This is a genomic window from Williamsia sp. z34, assembly GCF_059553395.1.
The window spans coordinates 117,781-136,572 of record NZ_JCANWW010000010.1 but is presented as its reverse complement, the minus strand read 5'-3'; the positions used below and the strand labels follow the sequence as shown (position 1 = coordinate 136,572).

General features: G+C 65.1%; 21 protein-coding genes. 11 read left to right on the top strand and 10 right to left on the bottom strand.

The window, feature by feature from the left end:
* Window positions 1–23: 23 nt before the first annotated feature.
* Both AC51GT_RS21905 and AC51GT_RS21900 read right to left on the bottom strand, forming a co-directional pair.
* Window positions 24–1,199 (bottom strand): aminotransferase-like domain-containing protein, encoded by a 1,176-nt coding sequence (locus AC51GT_RS21905; RefSeq protein WP_496330150.1) that lies wholly within the window; start codon window positions 1,197–1,199, stop codon window positions 24–26.
* Window positions 1,200–1,346: 147 nt separating this feature from the next.
* Window positions 1,347–2,765 (bottom strand): NAD(P)H-quinone dehydrogenase, encoded by a 1,419-nt coding sequence (locus tag AC51GT_RS21900; RefSeq protein WP_496326051.1) that lies wholly within the window; start codon window positions 2,763–2,765, stop codon window positions 1,347–1,349.
* Between the two features lie 119 nt (window positions 2,766–2,884).
* Here AC51GT_RS21900 and AC51GT_RS21895 point away from each other — a divergent pair, with 119 nt between their 5' ends.
* Window positions 2,885–3,373: a gamma-glutamylcyclotransferase gene (locus AC51GT_RS21895; protein ID WP_496326052.1), complete on the top strand. Its 489-nt coding sequence runs from the start codon at window positions 2,885–2,887 to the stop codon at window positions 3,371–3,373.
* A gap of 36 nt (window positions 3,374–3,409) precedes the next feature.
* On the opposite strand, the gene AC51GT_RS21890 is transcribed toward AC51GT_RS21895, so the two are convergent.
* Genes AC51GT_RS21890 through AC51GT_RS21880 form a run of 3 tightly spaced genes read right to left on the bottom strand, consistent with a single transcriptional unit; the run spans window position 3,410 to window position 6,561 of the window.
* The gene (locus tag AC51GT_RS21890) at window positions 3,410–4,591 is read right to left on the bottom strand and encodes a M20 family metallopeptidase (protein WP_496330149.1); all 1,182 of its coding nucleotides are present in this window, start codon (window positions 4,589–4,591) and stop codon (window positions 3,410–3,412) included.
* 36 nt (window positions 4,592–4,627) lie between these two features.
* Entirely contained in the window at window positions 4,628–5,827 is a 1,200-nt protein-coding gene (locus AC51GT_RS21885; RefSeq protein ID WP_496326054.1) for an amidohydrolase, read from the bottom strand.
* A gap of 41 nt (window positions 5,828–5,868) precedes the next feature.
* Complete coding sequence (locus AC51GT_RS21880) at window positions 5,869–6,561, bottom strand: enoyl-CoA hydratase/isomerase family protein (protein WP_496330148.1); 693 nt, start codon at window positions 6,559–6,561, stop codon at window positions 5,869–5,871.
* 109 nt (window positions 6,562–6,670) lie between these two features.
* On the opposite strand from AC51GT_RS21880, the gene AC51GT_RS21875 reads away from it, so the two are divergent.
* From AC51GT_RS21875 to AC51GT_RS21855, 5 genes are read left to right on the top strand one after another with little or no spacing between them, the layout of a single operon-like run.
* A complete protein-coding gene (locus tag AC51GT_RS21875; protein WP_496326056.1) occupies window positions 6,671–7,510 on the top strand; it encodes a purine-nucleoside phosphorylase in 840 nt (279 codons plus the stop codon).
* Between the two features lie 7 nt (window positions 7,511–7,517).
* The gene (locus tag AC51GT_RS21870) at window positions 7,518–9,149 is read left to right on the top strand and encodes a phospho-sugar mutase (RefSeq protein ID WP_496330147.1); all 1,632 of its coding nucleotides are present in this window, start codon (window positions 7,518–7,520) and stop codon (window positions 9,147–9,149) included.
* 9 nt (window positions 9,150–9,158) lie between these two features.
* On the top strand, window positions 9,159–9,755 hold the full coding sequence (locus AC51GT_RS21865; RefSeq protein WP_496330146.1) for a hypothetical protein: 597 nt from the start codon (window positions 9,159–9,161) through the stop codon (window positions 9,753–9,755).
* A 32-nt stretch (window positions 9,756–9,787) separates the two neighbouring features.
* Window positions 9,788–10,567, top strand: a complete 780-nt coding sequence (locus tag AC51GT_RS21860; RefSeq protein WP_496330145.1) for an ABC transporter ATP-binding protein — start codon at window positions 9,788–9,790, stop codon at window positions 10,565–10,567.
* 30 nt (window positions 10,568–10,597) lie between these two features.
* Window positions 10,598–11,011, top strand: coding sequence for a VOC family protein (locus tag AC51GT_RS21855; RefSeq protein WP_496330144.1), 414 nt, complete (start codon window positions 10,598–10,600; stop codon window positions 11,009–11,011).
* A 16-nt stretch (window positions 11,012–11,027) separates the two neighbouring features.
* Here AC51GT_RS21855 and upp read toward each other — a convergent pair whose 3' ends face one another.
* Complete coding sequence (gene upp, locus AC51GT_RS21850) at window positions 11,028–11,651, bottom strand: uracil phosphoribosyltransferase (protein ID WP_496326061.1); 624 nt, start codon at window positions 11,649–11,651, stop codon at window positions 11,028–11,030.
* Between the two features lie 52 nt (window positions 11,652–11,703).
* Between upp and AC51GT_RS21845 the strand changes: the two genes are divergently transcribed.
* Both AC51GT_RS21845 and AC51GT_RS21840 read left to right on the top strand, forming a co-directional pair.
* A complete protein-coding gene (locus AC51GT_RS21845) occupies window positions 11,704–12,021 on the top strand; it encodes a type VII secretion target (protein ID WP_496330143.1) in 318 nt (105 codons plus the stop codon).
* Window positions 12,021–13,124: a C40 family peptidase gene (locus AC51GT_RS21840; RefSeq protein ID WP_496330177.1), complete on the top strand. Its 1,104-nt coding sequence runs from the start codon at window positions 12,021–12,023 to the stop codon at window positions 13,122–13,124. The genes AC51GT_RS21845 and AC51GT_RS21840 overlap by 1 nt, the downstream gene beginning before the upstream one ends.
* 18 nt (window positions 13,125–13,142) lie before the next feature.
* Here the strand turns inward: AC51GT_RS21840 and AC51GT_RS21835 are convergent, their stop codons facing one another.
* Window positions 13,143–13,307 (bottom strand): hypothetical protein, encoded by a 165-nt coding sequence (locus AC51GT_RS21835; protein ID WP_496326063.1) that lies wholly within the window; start codon window positions 13,305–13,307, stop codon window positions 13,143–13,145.
* 157 nt (window positions 13,308–13,464) lie between these two features.
* On the opposite strand from AC51GT_RS21835, the gene AC51GT_RS21830 reads away from it, so the two are divergent.
* Window positions 13,465–14,760, top strand: coding sequence for a SatS C-terminal domain-containing protein (locus AC51GT_RS21830; RefSeq protein ID WP_496330142.1), 1,296 nt, complete (start codon window positions 13,465–13,467; stop codon window positions 14,758–14,760).
* Window positions 14,761–14,854: 94 nt separating this feature from the next.
* On the opposite strand, the gene AC51GT_RS21825 is transcribed toward AC51GT_RS21830, so the two are convergent.
* The 3 genes from AC51GT_RS21825 to AC51GT_RS21815 are packed head-to-tail and all read right to left on the bottom strand — an operon-like array spanning window position 14,855 to window position 17,689.
* The gene (locus tag AC51GT_RS21825; protein WP_496330141.1) at window positions 14,855–15,970 is read right to left on the bottom strand and encodes an adenosine deaminase; all 1,116 of its coding nucleotides are present in this window, start codon (window positions 15,968–15,970) and stop codon (window positions 14,855–14,857) included.
* Window positions 15,967–17,280 (bottom strand): thymidine phosphorylase, encoded by a 1,314-nt coding sequence (locus AC51GT_RS21820; protein ID WP_496330140.1) that lies wholly within the window; start codon window positions 17,278–17,280, stop codon window positions 15,967–15,969. Before AC51GT_RS21820 ends, AC51GT_RS21825 begins: the two co-directional genes overlap by 4 nt.
* Window positions 17,267–17,689, bottom strand: coding sequence for a cytidine deaminase (locus AC51GT_RS21815; RefSeq protein WP_496330139.1), 423 nt, complete (start codon window positions 17,687–17,689; stop codon window positions 17,267–17,269). The genes AC51GT_RS21820 and AC51GT_RS21815 overlap by 14 nt, the downstream gene beginning before the upstream one ends.
* A gap of 224 nt (window positions 17,690–17,913) precedes the next feature.
* On the opposite strand from AC51GT_RS21815, the gene sdhC reads away from it, so the two are divergent.
* On the top strand, window positions 17,914–18,318 hold the full coding sequence (sdhC, locus tag AC51GT_RS21810) for a succinate dehydrogenase, cytochrome b556 subunit (protein WP_496326068.1): 405 nt from the start codon (window positions 17,914–17,916) through the stop codon (window positions 18,316–18,318).
* Between the two features lie 13 nt (window positions 18,319–18,331).
* A complete protein-coding gene (locus tag AC51GT_RS21805) occupies window positions 18,332–18,784 on the top strand; it encodes a succinate dehydrogenase hydrophobic membrane anchor subunit (RefSeq protein ID WP_496326069.1) in 453 nt (150 codons plus the stop codon).
* Window positions 18,785–18,792: the final 8 nt, after the last annotated feature.

Sequence of the window (18,792 nt, the reverse complement as noted above, 5' to 3'; positions counted from 1 at the left end):
CTCATGTCGAACACCTTTTCGAATTATTTCGATGAATTTTCCGCTGCCGCAGCCAATCTCCGAACCGCCTCGTCCAACTCCTCGGGCCCAAGAGCAGAAAAACTGAGTCGCAGACAGTCGCTGAAGTCCGCTTCGACCCCAAAGGCGGCACCCGGCACAAATGCCACACCGCCGGCCACGGCATTGACCAACAATTGCGAAGTGTCCACTCCGGGCATCCGTGCCCAGCAGAACATGCCACCCTCGGGCTCCGAAAACTGAACCATTTGTCCCAGGTATCGACGCAGCGCGCCGGTCAAAGCCATTGCACGCAAACGGTATTCATCCTGTACGTGGGCCACATGCATATTGAGCCACGCTTCGTCATCGAGCAACTCGGCCACCATCAACTGGCTGAAGGTCGATCCGCACAGGTCCGCACCCTGGCGTAACAGTTCCACCATTGAAATCACCTCAGGTGGACCAGTCATCCAACCCACCCGCAGCGCGGGTGCCAGAATCTTCGATGCCGATCCCAACCGGACCACCCGATCACCATGCGCGGCAATCGGTTCGACGTCATCACCCGAGAACCGTAACCGGCCGTACGGATCATCTTCGACAACGATGAATCCATAGCGATCGGACAACCGCGCCAGTTCCATTCGCGTCGAGGCCGTGGCCGTCACACCGGCAGGATTGTGAAAGTTGCTGACGGTGTGCACTATCCGGGGACGCTCGCCCGCCTCGAGCAACTCACGCAGTGCTCCGACATCGCATCCCGACGCAGTGATCGGTAGCGCACGCACTCGCGCCCGCACCGACTGGAAGACCTGCAGCGCGCCCACGTACACCGGATCGTCCACCACCACTAGATCACCGGGATTGACGAGGGCATGCGCCAAGAGGAACAGCGCCTGTTGCGAGCCATGGGTGAGCAGAACGCGACCGGGATCATGGGTCCCGAGATATCGGGCCACCGCCTCGCGGCACGGGTGCACCCCTGCGCTCACGGTGTATTGCAATGCGGCGGGATCAGCGCTGATGCGCGCAGCCGACTCGGAGATCCGCGCCGCAGGGATCAATTCGGTGGCGGGCAAACCGCCGGCCAGACTCAGCACATCAGGTTGTTCGGTCAGCTTCAGCAGATCGCGGATCGCCGAGCCGCGAATGTTCGCCAACGCGTGCGATGGTGCGTAAGAACTTTCGACAACAGACACAGGCAATCACTCTCCACAGCAGCAGGTATCAACGATGCGTGGTGATGAGAGTGGTCACCGAATAAGGCGCGCCAGTGTGAGTCGCAAAACCCAGGCTAGCGCGCCTTAATCGAGAAATGAAATGCGTTTCCCAAATTATGGGAAGGGTCAGTCCAGGTCGTCGTGCCGGACGAGCTGCCGAGCGGCCTCCGTGATCGAACCGGACAGGGATGGGTAAACCGAGAACGTCTGCGCCAGGTCACTGACCATCAGCTTGTTCTGCACCGCGAGAGCGATCGGAAGGATGAGTTCAGATGCATTGGGCGCCACCACGACTCCGCCGATAACAACACCCGTTGCCGGACGGCAGAAGATCTTAACGAAGCCACGGCGCAGACCGCTCATCTTCGCTCGCGGATTGGTCGCCAGCGGGAGCATCACCGTTCGGGCCGGGTACTCACCGGAGTCGATGGCCTGCTGGCTCACACCGACGGTCGCGATCTCGGGCCGCGTGAAGATCGCAGACGCAACGGTCTTGAGGCGGATCGGCGACACACCTTCACCCAGAGAGTGGTACATCGCGATACGTCCCTGCATGGCGGCCACGGATGCCAGCGGGAGCAGCCCGGTGCAGTCCCCGGCGGCGTAGATACCGGGTACTGCGGTCCGCGATACCCGGTCGACGTTGAGGTAACCGCCACGACCGAGTTCCAGGCCGACATTCTCCAGTCCGAGATCGTCCGTGTTCGGAACCGATCCAACTGTCATCAGACAGTGAGAACCCTCAACGGTGCGCCCATCGGCAAGAATGACTTTCACACCATCGGCCGTGCGCTCGACTTTGTCGGCACGTGCGTGCTTGACCAGCGTGACGCCGCGCTCGGCCAACACGTCTTCGAGGACGAGTGCTGCGTCCTCGTCCTCGTGCGGCAGCACCCGGTCCCGACTCGAGACCAACGTCACCGGAACTCCGAGCTCGGTGTACGCGTGTACGAACTCGGCACCGGTGACACCCGAACCGATGACGACCAGGTGTTCGGGGAAATCGTTGAGGTCGTACATCTGACGCCAGGTGAGGATCCGCTCACCGTCGGGCTTGGCGTCCGGAAGAACTCGGGGCGACGCGCCGGTTGCGACCAACACCACATCGGCGTCGAGGATCTCTTCGGCTTCCTCGCTGCCGTCGGCTCCGAACGGCGTCGCGACAATCTTGTGTCGGGCAAATCCGGCCTCGGGTGTAGCGAGGCGACCACGGCCGTGAATGATCCGGACACCCTCGCTCAGAAGCCGGGAGCGGATGTCGGACGACTGGGCAAAGGCGAGGTCCTTGACGCGCTGATGGATCTGCGGCAGGGACACCAGCGCACCGTCGTATCGAAGGTTGATTCCCAGGTCAACGGCGCGGCGGACGTCGGTCCGGATCCCGGTCGATGCGATGAAGGTCTTCGACGGCACGCAATCCCACAGGACGCAAGCACCGCCCATTCCGTCGCTGTCGACAATGGTGATGTCGGCACCGTAGGTGGCGGCAGCGAGTGCCGCCTCGTAGCCGGCGGGTCCTCCACCGAGGATCACGATTTTGGTCATTTCAGGTCAACTCCCAGGGATGTCGGATGGGCCTGCCGGCGGGGTGGCGCCACTAGAGAATCTAGTCGATCGCCTGTTGCACTTTCCCGATGGGGAGCTGACCATCTAGGCTCCTCTCCGTGCCCATCTACGCCGCCTATGGCTCAAACATGCATCCCGAGCAGATGCTCATGCGTGCCCCACACTCTCCGATGGCGGGCACCGGGTGGCTGTACGGCTGGCGACTGACGTTCGGCGGCGGCGACATCGGCTGGGAAGGCGCACTGGCAACGGTCACCGAGGACCGCGACGATCCCGATGCCCGCGTATTTGTCGTCTTGTACGACGTCACCGAGGACGACGAGTCCAGCCTCGACCGCTGGGAGGGGTCGGAACTCGGGATCCATCGCAAGATCCGTTGCCGCATCACCACAGCCAACGGTCCGGTCCTCGCCTGGCTGTACGTCCTGGATGCCTTTGAAGGTGGCCTGCCGTCCGCGCGCTACCTCGGCGTCATGTCCGAGGCAGCCGAAATCGCCGGTGCACCATCGGATTACGTGCATCAGCTCCGCGTCCGCGAATCACGGAATGTCGGTCCGGGACCAGACAGCCCCGGACCGGATCACTAGCCCGGATAGCCCGGCCAGCCGGGCCACCCGCGACCGCTAGCGGTTACGCAGGCTCGCCTGCAGGACAATTCCGGCCAGCGTCCGCACACCGACCGCGAGTGCACGCTCGTCGAGGTCGAAGTTCGGCTGATGCAGGTCCACCTGCGGTCCGCGGCCGGACCAGACCCCGAGCCGCGCCATCGCACCCGGAACGTTTTCGAGATACCACGAAAAGTCTTCTCCACCACCGGATTGCGCGGTGTCGGCCAGTGCGTCGGGGCTCACCGACAAGATCGCATCGCGGAAGATCTCGGTGGAGATCGAATCGTTGACCACCGGTGGGACGCCACGCTTGTAGATCAGGTCGTAGCGCACGCTCAACGGCGCCAGCAGCCCTTCGATGATCTCCCGGACCAACGGCTCGAGTAGCGCCCAGGTGGCGTGGTCGCCCGTACGCACCGTGCCACGCAAACGGCCCTCTTGCGGAATCGCATTCGGCGCATCGCCGGCATGTGCCGAACCCCACACCATCACGGTGCTGGTTCGCGGATCGATCCGGCGCGACAGCACCCCGGGCAGTCCGGTGATCACAGTGCCCATGGCGTACACGAGGTCCGCGGTCAGGTGCGGGCGCGACGTGTGGCCTCCGGGTGAATGCAACACCAGTTCGACATGATCGGCCGCCGAGGTGATCGGACCACGCCGCAATCCGACCTTGCCGACCTCGAGTTTCGGATCACAATGCAGCGCATAGATCTGCGACACACCACGCGTGACACCGGCGGTGACGGCATCCAGAGCGCCACCGGGCATCACTTCCTCGGCTGCCTGGAACACCAGCCGTACACCGATCGGCAGATTCTCCATCGATGCCAGGGCCTTGCCCACCCCGAGCAACATCGCGGTGTGCCCGTCGTGCCCACAGGCATGCGAGACGCCCTCGACGCCCGAGCTGAACGGCAGCCCGGTCAGCTCGGAGATCGGCAGTGCGTCCATGTCGGCGCGCAGCGCCACCAATGGCCCGGCCGGGCCGATGTCACAGACCACACCGACACCCTGGGGCAGCACCCGCGGGGACAGGCCGGCCTTCGTCAGTTCGTCGACGATGATGCCGGTGGTGCGCAGCTCACTTCGCGACAGTTCCGGATGGGTATGGAAATCCCGACGCCACGCCACCAACTGCGCGGTGTTGGCGTTGATCCAACCGTCCAGATCTTTCAGGAAACGTTCTGCGTCCACGTATTGCCCACTCATATTCTCGTCACACACTCATCGTCATCTGCCCGCGTTGCGCGGGACTGAACCAATTCGTTTTTCCTGCTCCTGCAGGAGGTCTTCACGCCACTGCGGATCTGCCGCTGCGCGTGCGGCGGTGGCTGCCAGCGCCAGTGCGCCGTCGACAACCGCCCGATCGGCCGAGGGCGACGCCGCAGCGGCCGCGAACTCGATCTCATGGGTTCCGGCGCCGTTGCTATCGATTCCGATCATGGGGTGGATGGACGGCAGCACATGGCTGATGTTGCCCATGTCGGTGCTGCCGAGGGGGCGAACTCCCTCGAGTGCGGCCGGCATGACCTCGCGTCCGAGGTCGGCGATCGCACCCCGGTAGGCCGCGAGCAGTCGTTGATCGTGCCGGAGCTCAACATAAGTCGGCGACACGGTCGCGATCTCGTACGTGCAACCCGCCGCCAGCGCACCGGCCGCGAAACACGCTTCGGCGCGCTCGCGAAGATCTGCCAGCGATGCCTCATCGACGGCACGGAGGTAATAGAGTAATTCGCTGTGCCCGGGCACGATATTCGGGGCGGTGCCGCCGTCGCTGACGATTCCGTGGATCTGCTGGCCCGCCTTCAGGTGTTGACGGAGCAATCCGAGGGACACCTGGGCGATGGTGCCTGCGTCCGCGGCGTTGCGGCCGCGTTCGGGTGCAGCAGCGGCATGGGATTCGACACCGGTGTACCGAATTGCCAGATCATCCAAGGCCAATGACCGGCTGGCCACTTCGTCCATCCGGCCCGGGTGCACCATCAAGGCCATCGCGACCGGATCGAAAACGCCGGCCCGGGCCATCACGATCTTCCCACCGCCGGTCTCCTCGGCGGGCGTGCCGAGGACCACGACGGTGATGCCGAGTTCGTCGGCGACCTCTGCCAGACCACGGGCCGCACCGACCGCGGTCGCGGCGATCATGTTGTGGCCGCACGCATGCCCCAAACCGGGCAAGGCGTCGTACTCGGCGCACAGACCGACCACCAGATCACCCGAGCCGTAGGACGCGGTGAACGCCGTGGGCAGGTCGGCAACCCCGGTGGTGATGTCAAAGCCGTAGCCGTCGAGCAGACTGGTCACCTTGGCGACGCTGCGATGTTCGGAGAACGCCAATTCCGGTTCGGCATGTATCGAATGGGACAACTCGATCAGGTCGCCGGCCACTGCCTGTACGGCACGCGCGCCTCGCTGCCCGATCTGTGTCATCGGTTCATTGTCTCACCATCGCGATTGCGGCCTGATCCGACTTAACCAACCAGGTTGGGCGGCGTCGGGTATGCGAGGTCGGCGAGCAGTGGTTCGCGGAGACCCTTCTTGATCATCTGCAGAGTCGGTCCGGCCAGCGCGCTACGTCCACCGGCGATGTCGGTGGCCGTGGAGACCAGCGCCTCGACGTCGACGGCCTGCTCGACGATTCCGGCCGCAACCGCGTCGAGACCGCCGTACCGACGGCCGGTGGTCATCGCCTCGGTGGCCGTGGCGTCGGTCAACCGGGTCCGGATCAGCGTCGCCATGCCCCGGGTGAACGGCATTCCGAGCAGTACCTCGGGCAGCGACCAGAAACCTCTCTCGGTCCGCATCACCCGGTGGTCAGCACACAGCGCCAACATGGCACCGGCACCGAAAGCGTGACCGTTCACCGCGGCAACGGTGGGCTGCGGGAACGTCAGGATCCGGGTGAACAGGGCGTGGACGCGGTCGAGGTACGCCGGAAGTTTGTCGCCATTGGCTCCGATGTAGTCCACATCGAGGCCGTTGGAGAAGAACTTTCCGGTCGCGGTGATGACCAACGCGCCCGGCTTGTTGTCGGCGACCTCATCGAGGCAGGCATTGATGGCGTCGAGCCAGTCGATTCCGAAGCGATTGTCGGAATCACTGTCGTCACCCTCGGCGCCCAGATAGAGCGTGTGGACGGCGTCATGTGTGGTCACGTACGGCATGTCGCGAGCCTAGCGGTCGCCGCCTTTTTCGATTCGACGGACACTCACTGTCTGCAGCAGACCCCCCACAGAGCGCGAACCCCACCCCATTTCGCCTTAGGGTTGTCCCATGGCAACCGACGGACCCGACGTGATTCCAACCAGCTCCGATCCGACGATCGACCCCACCGGCGCAGCGCAGGCGGCCGCCGACGCGATCGCCGCGGCAACCGGCAAACCGGGTCACGACGTGGCCGTGGTCCTCGGCTCGGGATGGGCGCCGGCCGCTGCCGCCTTGGGTACCGCCGATACCAGCATCCCGATGGCGGAGCTGCCCGGCTTCACCCCGCCGAGTGCGGCAGGACACTCCGGCACCGTCCACTCGCTGCGCATCGGCGGCCGTTCGGTGCTGGTGTTGTTGGGCAGAACCCATGCGTACGAAGGACATCCACTGGGCAGCGTCGTCCACGCAGTCCGGACCGCCGCCAAGTGCGGGGTCGAGACGATCGTGCTGACCAACGCGGCCGGTGGTCTGCGCAGTGACATGGCGGTCGGCCAACCGGTACTGATCAGTGATCACCTCAATCTCACGGCCCGCTCCCCGCTGATCGGCGCGCAGTTCGTCGATCTCGTCGACGCCTACTCCCCGCGTCTGAGAAAGATCGCCCAGGCCGTGGATCCCACGCTGGCCGAAGGCGTTTACGCCGGACTTCCCGGCCCCCACTACGAAACGCCCGCCGAGATCAACATGCTGCGCGTCCTGGGAGCCGACCTGGTGGGCATGTCGACCGTGCACGAGACCATCGCCGCCCGCGCGGAGAAGATGTCGGTCCTGGGCATTTCCCTGGTCACCAACCTTGCCGCCGGCATCACCGGCGAGCCGCTGAACCACGAAGAAGTTCTCGAAGTCGGCCGCGCTTCGGCCACCCGGATGGGCCACCTGCTGGCCCAGGTGATCGAACAGATCTGAGGCGGCGATGACGACTCCGGATGCGGTGCAGGCCTGGATCGACGCCGATCCCGACCCTGCGACTCGAGCCGAGATCGCGGCGTTGAACAGCGATGATCTCGCCGAGAGATTCTCCGACACACTCCATTTCGGTACCGCGGGGCTGCGCGGTCCGGTCCGCGGCGGGCCGCTGGGCATGAACGTCGCCGTGGTCACCAAGGCCACTGCCGGCGTCGCGCAATGGCTGATCGACCACGGCCATGCCGGCGGCACGGTGGTCGTCGGGCGAGATGCCCGCCACGGATCGGAGGACTTCTACGCCGCCACCGCGGAAGTCCTTGCCGCACAGGGATTCGACGTGGTCGCACTGCCCGACCCCGGCCCGACCCCGCTCGTCGCCTTCGCCGTCCGGAACCTGGGCGCCGTCGCAGGAATCCAGATCACCGCCTCACACAACCCGCCTGCCGACAACGGTTACAAGGTGTACCTGGACCAAGGGGCGCAACTGGTTCCGCCTGCCGACGCCGAGATCGAACAGCTGATCGCGGCCACCGCTCCGGCCATCGACATACCGCGGACCGCGGTGACACCCGACAACCGGGCCCGCGACAACATCGAGCAATACCTGGCCCGCATCGTGGCGCGGTTCGGCCACCGCGAACACCGTAAGATCCGGATTGCCCTGACCGCCCTGCACGGGGTCGGCGGCGACATCGCGGTACAAGCCCTGCGCGAGTGCGGCTTTCACGACGTCACGGTCGTCGGCTTGCAGCACAGTCCCGATCCCGATTTCCCGACGGCGGCGTTCCCCAACCCTGAAGAACCCGGTGCGGCGGACCTGCTGCTGGCGCTCGCGGCCGACATCGACGCCGACATCGCCATCGCCCTGGATCCCGACGCCGACCGCTGTGCCGTCGGCGCGTTGATCGACGGCACCTGGCGGATGCTCACCGGCGACGAGACCGGTGCGCTCCTCGGCGCCCAGATCATCGCCGAGCACGCCGGCCAGGATGTGCTGGTGGCCAACACGATCGTCTCCGGCAGCCTGCTGGGGAAGATCGCCGCAGCGGCCGGGGTCCGCTACGCGGCAACGCTGACCGGGTTCAAGTGGCTGGTCCGGGCCGGCGACGGCCTGGTCTACGCCTACGAAGAAGCCATCGGCCACTGCGTCGACCCGGACGCCGTCCGGGACAAGGACGGCATCACTGCAGCGGTCGCGCTCAGTGTCCTGGCCCAGGGTCTCGCCGATTCCGATCGCGACATCGCCGACCGTCTCGACGAAATCGCAACCGAGCACGGTGTCCACCTGAACGGCCAGTATTCGCTGCGGGTCGACGACCTCGCCCAGATCGCGGCGATCATGACGGACCTGCGGACGAATCCGCCGCAGCACCTGGACGGGATCGCGGTCGACGCCGAGGATCTACTCGAACGTCCACCGGGCCGGGCCACCGATGCCGTGCAGCTCACCGGCACCTCGGGAACCGGCCGGATCCGGGTCATCGCCAGACCATCGGGCACCGAACCGAAGCTCAAGTTCTACCTGGAGGTCGCCGAAACCCCGGGCCCGCCGTTGGCCACCGCACGAGGTGCGGCGCAGGCTCGAATGTCCGCGATCACCGCTCAAATCACCGCCTACTGCGCCACTGGTCGCCGGTAGGGTGAGCGCGTGAGCGGAAACCATTACCCGACACCCCCACCGCGATCTCCATGGTCGTCACCGGTTGTGATCGGTGCGATCGTGGCCGGCGCACTCGTGTTGGCGCTGGCCGTCCTCCTCGGCTTTCTCCTGATCCCGTCGGATGACTCCACGGCCGAGGCCGAGGACAGCAGCACAAATGCCGGCCCGCAGGTGTCGACGCACACCGTGACGGCCGAGCCGTCGACCGTGACCGCGACCCCCTCGCCGACACCGACCACGACGACCTCGACGCCCGTCGCTCCGGTCCCGAATGTCCCGGGCACCGATCAGCAGGGCTTTGTCAGCGGTCCGCGTTGCAACGGGCCGGAAGACAGCGTTGTCATGGTCGGCCAGACGGACCAGTCGAGAATTGTCATCTGCCAGTCAGGCCCGTCCGGCCCGTACTACTACAAGGGCCTGGCGAACGGTCTGGGCGTCGAGATCCCGGGTCCGACCCGTACCGGGAACCAGTTCGTGGCGTTGAACCTGGACACCACGTACGAGATGACGCCGTCGACCCTCACCATCGCAACCAACGGCGTGGTCTCCTCGCGTGAGCCGATGCTCTACTACTGGACCAATTGATCGTGACACCAACCGAATCGGATACTGCACCCATGCCGGAGGTTCTGCACGCCGCCGCGATCGACGTGGTCCGAGGTGGACGATATCTGTTGCGGGACATCGATTTCACCGTCCGTCCCGGTGAGCACTGGGCGCTGCTGGGGCCCAACGGGGCAGGCAAGTCGACGCTTCTGCACATCCTCGGCGCATTCGGGCACCCGACCCGCGGCACGGTGGATGTCCTGGGCCACCGCCTGGGCCGCGTCGACATGCGGGAATTGCGTACGCACATCGGACATGTCGACCCGCGACACCGACTTGAACTTCCGTTGAGGGCACATGACGTCGTCCTGTCCGGACTGACCAACACCCCCGAGCTCGACCCGCGCCGCACCTACACCGCAGCCGAGCATCGCCATGCCGACGACCTCCTCGAGCTGCTCGGGATGTCGGCACGCCGCGAATCGGTCTGGACCACGATGAGTCAGGGCGAACGCGGCCGCACCCTGATCGCGCGCGCACTCATGCCTCGACCGTCACTGCTGTTACTCGACGAACCCGCCACCGGCCTGGACCTCGCCGCCCGCGAACAGCTACTGACCAGCATCGACCAACTCCGCAGTGAGGTCACCGACCTGGCCAGTGTCATGGTCACCCACCACCTCGAAGACCTACCGACCAGCACCAGTCATGCCCTGCTGCTGCGGGATGGCGAAACGGTTATCGCCGACCGCGTCGAGGTGGCCCTCACATCGGCGACGATCACCAAGTGCTTCGACCACCCGGTCACGGTCACCCGCGATGGCGGACGGTGGACGGCGCGCAGCAGCTAGAGCCGCACACGACAACCGAAAGGCAAACCCATGACGGCTGACTTTCCGTCGATCGGTGCCATCCACCACGTCAGCATCACGGTTGCCGACCTCGACCGGAGTATCGACTGGTATCGATGGGTCCTCGGCTTCGAGGTCACCGCCCGCCGACAGACGGACGGCGCCGACAAGGCGATGCTGACCCACAGCGGCGGGCTCAGCATCAGCCTCATCTCACACGGAGCGCGCGCGAAACCCGACAGATTCTCCGAGTTCCGCCCCGGGCTCGATCATCTGGCCTTCGAAGTCGCCGACCTCGACGAACTGGAACGTTGGCGATCCATACTGGACACCGCCCAGATCGAACACAACGGGATCGTGGCCGGGATGATCGGACACCTCATCGCCTTCCGCGACCCTGATGGCATCGCCCTCGAGTTCTACACCCGCCGGCCGGCCATCTGATCCGGCTACGTCCGGGTCAGCGGGGCCCGAACTGGCGGTCACCGGCGTCGCCGAGACCCGGTGTGATGTAGGCGACGTCGTTGAGGCCGTCATCGATGGCAGCAGTCACCAGCCGAACCGGAAGTCCTGAATCACTCAGTGCCGTCACACCTTCGGGCGCGGCCACCACACACACGGCGGTGATGTCGGTGGCTTTGCGGGTCACCAGCAACTCGATCGTGTGGATCATCGAACCACCCGTGGCGAGCATCGGATCGAGGACGAAGACGGGCTGGCCGGACAGGTCGTCGGGCAGCGACTCGAGATACGGCACGGGCTGATGGGTGTCCTCGTTGCGAGCGATGCCCACGAATCCGACATTGGCCTCTGGCACCATCGCGTGCGCCTGCTCGACCATGCCCAGGCCGGCCCGCAGCACGGGTACCAGCAGTGGAGGCGTGGCCAGTCGGACACCCTTGGTCTCGGTCACCGGCGTCGACACCGAGATCTCGGTCACCGGAGCACCGATCAGCGCCTCGTAGATGAGCATCTGGGTCAGGTCTGACAACGCCCCGCGAAACGCCGCGTTATCGGTGCTCTTGTCGCGCAAGGTGGTCAGTCTGGCCGCGGCCAAGGGATGATCGACAGTCCGGATCTGCATGCGATAACCATACGAGGGGAACCAGACCGCCGTCTCATCGCGTCGTAAACCCATGACTTCGGTATCCGTGGAACCCGCCGCCCTGACCGCTGCTGCTGCCGGAACGCGATCGGTGGGCGCCGAGATCGCCGCATGCGCAGCCACCGGGCGCATCGAGGCGGCCGCGCTCATGCCGGCGTTCGGACTCATGGGAGCGGAGTTCGCGGCGGCCGCGGTGATGGTCACCGACCGGCACAGTCGCGCGCTCACCGACCTCGCGGCCCGGATCGACGCGCTGGCCACCGACCTACAGCAATCCGCCGCTACGTACTTCGGCACCGATCACGGAAATGCGCGCCAGATCAGCGACCAACAGGTCGAGGCAATGTGATGATCCCCGTCGAGATCCTGATCGCGCCGCTGCAGGCATTGCTCGCCACCCTCGGGACCGGCGTCCTGCCCGGTGGTGCACCCGCCACCCAATTGAGGACCATCGCAACGGTTCTCGACGATTCCCGCGCCGGCCAGTACCGGGTGAACACCGAACTCAAACCGCAGTGGTCCGGGACCGGCGCGAACTCGGCCATCGCAGTTCTGGATGAGGCGGTCGTCGCGGCGGCCACCTACTCCGACGACAGCGTCGCCATCGCCGACGTCATCGAGTCGGCCGGTGACACCGTGCGGCAGGGCGCCCTCGAACTCGAGGCCATCCTGGAATCGTTCGTCACGATCGCGGTCGCTATGGGCCCGACGCTGTTCACCCCGGCGGGCATCACGGCGATCCTCCCGGTCGCGATGGCCCACCTGCAACGCGGTATCGACGTCGTCGAACGCACTCGAACGAAGCTGGCCGCCGACACCGACAGAATCCTCCAGATCGGCCGGATACCCGCACCCGCCACCACCGGCCCGGCCACCACTGATCCGGTCACCACCCAACTCGCCCGGGTGGGCACCGAACTCGGCAATCTCGCACACGCCGCTTTCGGGCCCGCCACCGCGGCCGCACCGCCGACCACGCCGGAAACCGGACTGCCGCACGACCCGAACGCCGCATCGACGGTCCCCGCCGGCCTGTCCGCGATCAACCCCGACGGCACCGGCGTCGCGATCACCCTGCCCGACGGCTCCGTCGCCCATGCCCCCAACGAGCGCGCCGCCAAGGCAGTGCGGGCCGCGTTGAGCCAGCAGGGCGTGCCCTACGTGTGGGGCGGGACCACTCCGGGCGTGGGCCTCGACTGCAGCGGCCTGACCCAGTGGGCGTACCGCGAGGCCGGCGTCGAACTGCCCCGCCTCGCCCAAGAACAGGACACCGCCGGGGTCGCGGTCTCCCAGGCCGACCTCCAACCCGGCGATCTCGCCGTCTGGTCCGGACACGTCGCGATGTACATCGGTAATGGCCAAATGGTTGAGGCCGGCGACCCGGTCAGCGTTTCAGCGGTCCGGACCACGAACCTGGACCAGACATTCGAGGGCTTCTACCGGCCCACGTGAGCCCCACCCCGCGTGTGACTACAAACCGCGGCGAACGATTTCGTCCGCGTAGCGCCGGATCCGCGCCTCGATGTAAGGCAGCTCGTCGGCGTCGTCCACCGCGATGGCCAACTCGCGGGCCTGCTGCGCCGCAACCAGGCCGGGGCGCAGCTCCGCATCCTCCATCGTCTCTGGATCTCTCACGTCCGCCATCGTCCCATCGCACGGTCGGATCGCACCCCACTTTCGAGGGCTTTCACCGGCCCACCTCAGAGCCGGTGACAAATTCATGGCAAAGCCACAGCGGTAATGGTGAGGCGAGGTGGCCCATGGTCATCATCGGTGACTAGGCTCTGTCCCCATGGCCGGAGACATCGTCCCAATTGAACTCGTGATCACTGAAGGCAACACCTTTACCCTGTGGGCTCCCCGCTGGCGTGAGGGCGATGACGAGTGGGAGGCGTTCCTGGGTCTCGACGAAGATCTGTACGGATTCAGCTCGGTCGCAGACCTCGTCGCGTTCGTCCGCTCGGGCGCCGAGAACGATCTCGATGAGCACCCCGCCTGGAACACCGTTGTCGGACTCAAGGCCGACGAGTTCGAGCCGGCGCAGGACAAGTCCTACGACCTCATCGCTGTCCCGGAACTCGCTGCCGAAGACCCGACACCCGAGGTCATCGCCAAGCTCGAAGATGTTCTCGAAATCGTCCGGATCATCGGCGAGGTCTGCGAACTGACGCCGATCACCAAGTTCTTCAACGGCAATCCCATCCTGGGCGCGGTCACCACAGGTACGCGCAACTTCGTCGGCAAAGACGGCGCCGAACTGTGGGAGCGCATCGGCACTCTCATCGACAAGCGTTGGGACGACGTCATCGACGCGATCGACGACGTCATCAGCACTCCTGAGGTCGACGCCGAGGCCGTCGCGGTGGCCGAGGCCGAGCTCCTCGCGGCTGCCAGTGCGGAAGACGAGGACGAGCCCGACGAAGACGAGGACGTCGAGATCGTCGCCGGCGATGACGATGACGACGAAGACGAAGAAGACGAAGACGACGACCTCGTTGATGAAGACGACGACGAGTACGACGAAATCGACGAAGACGACTTCTGGGCCTCGGTCGGTATCGACCCCATCCAGATCGTCACCGCCGAGGGTGAATTCTTCTCGCTCCGTTGCTATCTGGACGACGACCCGGTCTTTCTCGGCAAGAACGGCAAGATCTACGCATTCACCTCCAAGCGCGCGCTGGAGCGGTACCTGGCCGACGACAACGACCACGACCTGTCGCCGATCAGCACCTTCGAGGACATCCAGGTCGCGGCCACCGACGGCTCTCTGGAGATCGACGTCTACGAGGACAACGTCTACGTGCTGCCGGGTCTGACCGACGACATCCTCGACGGTCCCCGCCGCATCGACCGCAAGCAACTCGAATTGGCCGTCGAACTGCTCACGGACGCAGCAGATTATGCGGACGACGATTCGGTGGCCGAGGCGTTGGGTTCGACCACCCCGCTCGGCTGGTTTGTCGACTACGCACTCAACCCCGACCCGAAGCGGATGGCACCGAGCCCGCCGTTCGACAACGAGTCCGAAGCGTGGCGAGCACTCGAGCACGACTTCGATACCCGCTTGGAAAAGAAGCGCGGCTAGTACGCGAGGGGTGGCCCTGAAACCAGTCAAATACGGGGGCGGCGAGGGAACATATCCCTCGCCGCCCCCGTATTGGCCAGTTTTTCAGGGCTGGTCAGCCGATCAGCACCGCATAACCCGGCTTGATCACGTCGTCGATGATGGACAGGCGTTCGTCGAAGTGGATGAACGCTGATTTCATGGCGTTGACCGTGAAGCGTTCCAGATCAGACCATCCGTAGCCGAACTGGTCGACGAGCACCTTGCATTCCCGACTCATACTGGTATCGCTCATCAGCCGGTTGTCCGTGTTCACGGTGACCCGGAACCGTAGACGGGCAAGCACATTGAACGGATGCTCGGCCAGGCTCGCCACCGCACCGGTCTGCACATTCGAGCTCGGGCACAGTTCCAGCGGGATCCGCTTGTCCCGGACATAGTTCGCGACGTCCCCCAGCTGCGCACCCTTGAATGCGTCCGCGGCGAGGTCGGAACCCTCGGGCAACGTGATGTCGTCGATGACCCGGACCCCGTGTCCGAGCCGGTCGGCACCACAGAAGCTGATGGCCTCATGGATCGACGGCAAGCCGAAGGCCTCGCCGGCGTGAATGGTGAACGGCGCATTCGAGGCCCTCATGTACTCGAAGGCGTCGAGATGACGGCTCGGCGGATAGCCTGCCTCTGCGCCGGCGATGTCGAAGCCGGCCACACCCTGATTCCGGTATCGGACGGCGAGCTCGGCGATCTCTCGGGAGCGCGCTGCATGTCGCATGGCGGTAACCAGGGTGCGAACCTGGATCCGGCGGCCCCGAGCAGCGGCCTCGGCGGTGCCATCGATGAAGCCGCGCAATACCGCCTCGACGACCTCGTCGAGTGTCAGCCCCGCCTCGAGATGCTGTTCCGGCGCAAACCGGACCTCGGCGTAGACAACGCCGTCATCCGCCAGATCCTCGGCGCACTCCCGGGCGACCCGTTCGAGAGCCGACACGGTCTGCATCACGGCCACCGTGTGTTCGAACGTCTCCAGATATCGGACCAGCGAGCCGCTGTCGGCCGCCTCCCGGAACCATGTCGCGAGGTCTGCGTTGTTGTCGGCGGGCAGTGATGTGTACCCGGCTTCGTGAGCGAGCTCGAGCACCGTTTCCGGACGTAGGCCACCGTCGAGATGATCGTGGAGCAGCACCTTGGGAGCGAGCGCGATGGAGGACAGATCCAGCGGCGATGATGTCATTCCTCGACGGTAACCCGATCGATCACCCGGGACCCGGTCTGCGGGGCCACCGAACCGATCACCGCCGCCTCCGCGAGTGCATGAGCTCCGGCGCTGAACCGCTCCGGTGTCTGCGTGTACATGGTGAACAGCGGGTCCCCGGCCCGCACCGTCTGCCCGGCCACCGCATGCCATCGGACGCCCGCTTCGGCCTGCACGGCCTGGCCCTGGCGTTCGCGGCCCGCTCCCAGACGCCAGGCCGCGACCCCGACCGCCATCGCGTCGATCGACTCGATCACCCCGGCTTCCCCGGCTCTGATGACCTGTTCGTGATCCGCCTGCGGCAGAGGGGCATTCGGATCACCGCCCTGTCCGGCGATCATCGCCTCCCAGAAGTCCATCGCCTTGCCGTTGCGAAGATTGTCGGCCGGGTCGACCCCGGTGATGCCACCGGCGGCCAGCATCTCGCGGGCCAGTGCCACGGTCAGTTCCACCACGTCGGGCGGGCCGCCGCCGGCGAGTACCTCCAACGATTCGGCAACCTCCAACGCATTACCGGCCGTCAGGCCCAACGGCTCGGACATCGATGTCAGCAGCGCCGTGGTCCGCACACCGGAGTCATTGCCGATCTCGACCATGATCTGGGCGAGCTCGCGGGCGTCGGCCTCCGACTTCATGAACGCTCCGGAACCGACCTTCACGTCGAGCACCAGTGCACTGGTCCCCTCGGCGATCTTCTTGCTCATGATGGAGCTGGCGATGAGCGGGATCGACTCGACGGTTCCGGTGACGTCGCGCAGTGCGTACAGCTTCTTGTCTGCGGGCGCCAACGCCGAACCGGCCGCGCACACCACGGCACCGACCGATTCGAGTAGTTCGGTGATCTTGGTGTTGGTGAGGTCGGCGCGCCAGCCCGAAATGGCTTCGAATTTGTCCAACGTCCCTCCGGTGTGACCCAGGCCACGTCCCGACAATTGCGGCACCGCAATGCCATACGACGCCACCAGCGGGGCGAGCGGCAACGTGATCTTGTCGCCCACGCCGCCGGTCGAATGCTTGTCGACGGTCACCAACCGCTCACCACCGCGCTGCAGCGCAGTGAAATCCATGCGTTCGCCGGTGTTGATCATCGCGGCGGTCCACCGGGCGATCTCCCGACGGTCCATGCCGCGCAACAGGATCGCCATCGCCAGCGCGGACATCTGTTCGTCGTGGACAAGGCCGGCGGTGTAGGCGCTCACCACCCAATCGATCTGGCCATCGCTCAGGGCCCCGCCATCACGCTTTGTCCGGATCACCGAGACCGCGTCGAAAACCTCAGCCACGGCCATCACCCGACACTCGCCCGGCGGCCAGGTCAGAGGGACCGAAATGGTCCGGCAGCAACTCGCCCAAGGACTTCGGGCCACAGGGGTGATCGATCAACATCTGCGGTCCGCCGTGTTCGAGCAACACCTGCCGGCAACGCCCGCAGGGCATCAGGATCTCGCCCCGGCTGTCGGTGCAACTCAGAGCGATCAGTCGCCCACCACCGCTTACGTGGAGGTTTCCGGCCAAAGTGCACTCCGCGCACAGGCCTAATCCATATGAGACATTTTCCACATTGCAACCGGTCACAAAACGTCCATCGTCGACTATTGCGGCCGCACCCACCGGATAGCCCGAATAAGGCGCATAGGCAGACCTCATTGCCCCAACCGCCTTGTCGCGCAATACTTCCCAGTCAATTTCCGGTGCCACAGGACAACCCTTTCGCCATCGACGCCCACGCAGCCGGACGTCACGTACACGCTAAAACCTTGGTAAGGCAACCCTAATTCGAGATGTGTTGCAGCTCATCTCCACTCGGGCAGGATTCTTTCTCACAACAGCTTAGGTTTATGGTTTGTGACGTGGGTCCACGATCGAGCAGCCCGGAACCGCGCTCGACGCGTCCATCAACGATGTTGGAGGCCAATTTCTCGATGAGCATTCCTACCGAGACCGCGCCCAAACCGGTGCGCAAGCGCTCGTTGTACCGGGGCGACCCAGGCATGTGGTCCTGGGTGCTGCACCGGATAACCGGCGTATCTATTTTCTTCTTCCTCTTTGTACACGTACTCGACACGGCAGTGATCCGGATCGATCCGGACAAATACTCCGAGATCATCGAGACGTACAAGAACCCGATCATCGGTCTGATGGAGATCGGCCTCGTCGCCTGCGTGCTGTACCACGCGTTGAACGGTGTCCGGCTCATCCTGGTCGACTTCTGGTCCAAGGGCCCGAAGTACCAGCGTCAGATGCTGTGGACGATCTTGACCTTGTTCGTGATCATCTTCGGCGCAGCGACGGTACGTCTGCTGCAGCTGCTCGTGGAACACATTTAGGAAGGCGCCGCAGATGACCGCATCACAAGCACCTCGGATCGCCAAAACCTACGGCACCGACCACGATCGTCCGGCCAGCCTCGACAACCCGCGCTCACCGCGCCGGCCCAAGGGCGGCAACTTCGAGAAGAACGCATGGCTCTTCATGCGCTTTTCCGGACTTGCACTGATCATCCTGACCATCGGCCACATGTTCATCATGTTGGCCTGGGACGACGGTGTGCACCGGATCGACGCCTCGTTCGTCGCCGCCCGCTGGAAAGAGCCGTTCTGGCAGGTCTGGGACATCAGCATGCTGTGGCTCGCCCAGCTTCACGGAGGAAACGGCGTCCGTACCGTGATCGCCGATTACTCCCGCAAGGACTCGACCCGCTTCTGGCTGAACGTGCTGCTGGGCCTGTCGATGATCCTGGTGCTGCTCACCGGCACCTACGCCCTGCTTACCTTCGACGTGAACAGCGTCTAGACCCGGCC

Coding starts and splice junctions, on each gene's coding strand:
- AC51GT_RS21900 (WP_496326051.1), bottom strand. CDS start 2,765: ATGACCAAAATCGTGATCCTCGGTGGAGGACCCGCCGGCTACGAGGCG.
- AC51GT_RS21885 (WP_496326054.1), bottom strand. CDS start 5,827: ATGACACAGATCGGGCAGCGAGGCGCGCGTGCCGTACAGGCAGTGGCC.
- AC51GT_RS21880 (WP_496330148.1), bottom strand. CDS start 6,561: ATGCCGTACGTGACCACACATGACGCCGTCCACACGCTCTATCTGGGC.
- AC51GT_RS21875 (WP_496326056.1), top strand. CDS start 6,671: ATGGCAACCGACGGACCCGACGTGATTCCAACCAGCTCCGATCCGACG.
- AC51GT_RS21870 (WP_496330147.1), top strand. CDS start 7,518: ATGACGACTCCGGATGCGGTGCAGGCCTGGATCGACGCCGATCCCGAC.
- AC51GT_RS21860 (WP_496330145.1), top strand. CDS start 9,788: ATGCCGGAGGTTCTGCACGCCGCCGCGATCGACGTGGTCCGAGGTGGA.
- AC51GT_RS21855 (WP_496330144.1), top strand. CDS start 10,598: ATGACGGCTGACTTTCCGTCGATCGGTGCCATCCACCACGTCAGCATC.
- upp (WP_496326061.1), bottom strand. CDS start 11,651: ATGCAGATCCGGACTGTCGATCATCCCTTGGCCGCGGCCAGACTGACC.
- AC51GT_RS21845 (WP_496330143.1), top strand. CDS start 11,704: ATGACTTCGGTATCCGTGGAACCCGCCGCCCTGACCGCTGCTGCTGCC.
- AC51GT_RS21840 (WP_496330177.1), top strand. CDS start 12,021: ATGATCCCCGTCGAGATCCTGATCGCGCCGCTGCAGGCATTGCTCGCC.
- AC51GT_RS21830 (WP_496330142.1), top strand. CDS start 13,465: ATGGCCGGAGACATCGTCCCAATTGAACTCGTGATCACTGAAGGCAAC.
- AC51GT_RS21825 (WP_496330141.1), bottom strand. CDS start 15,970: ATGACATCATCGCCGCTGGATCTGTCCTCCATCGCGCTCGCTCCCAAG.
- AC51GT_RS21820 (WP_496330140.1), bottom strand. CDS start 17,280: ATGGCCGTGGCTGAGGTTTTCGACGCGGTCTCGGTGATCCGGACAAAG.
- sdhC (WP_496326068.1), top strand. CDS start 17,914: ATGAGCATTCCTACCGAGACCGCGCCCAAACCGGTGCGCAAGCGCTCG.
- AC51GT_RS21805 (WP_496326069.1), top strand. CDS start 18,332: ATGACCGCATCACAAGCACCTCGGATCGCCAAAACCTACGGCACCGAC.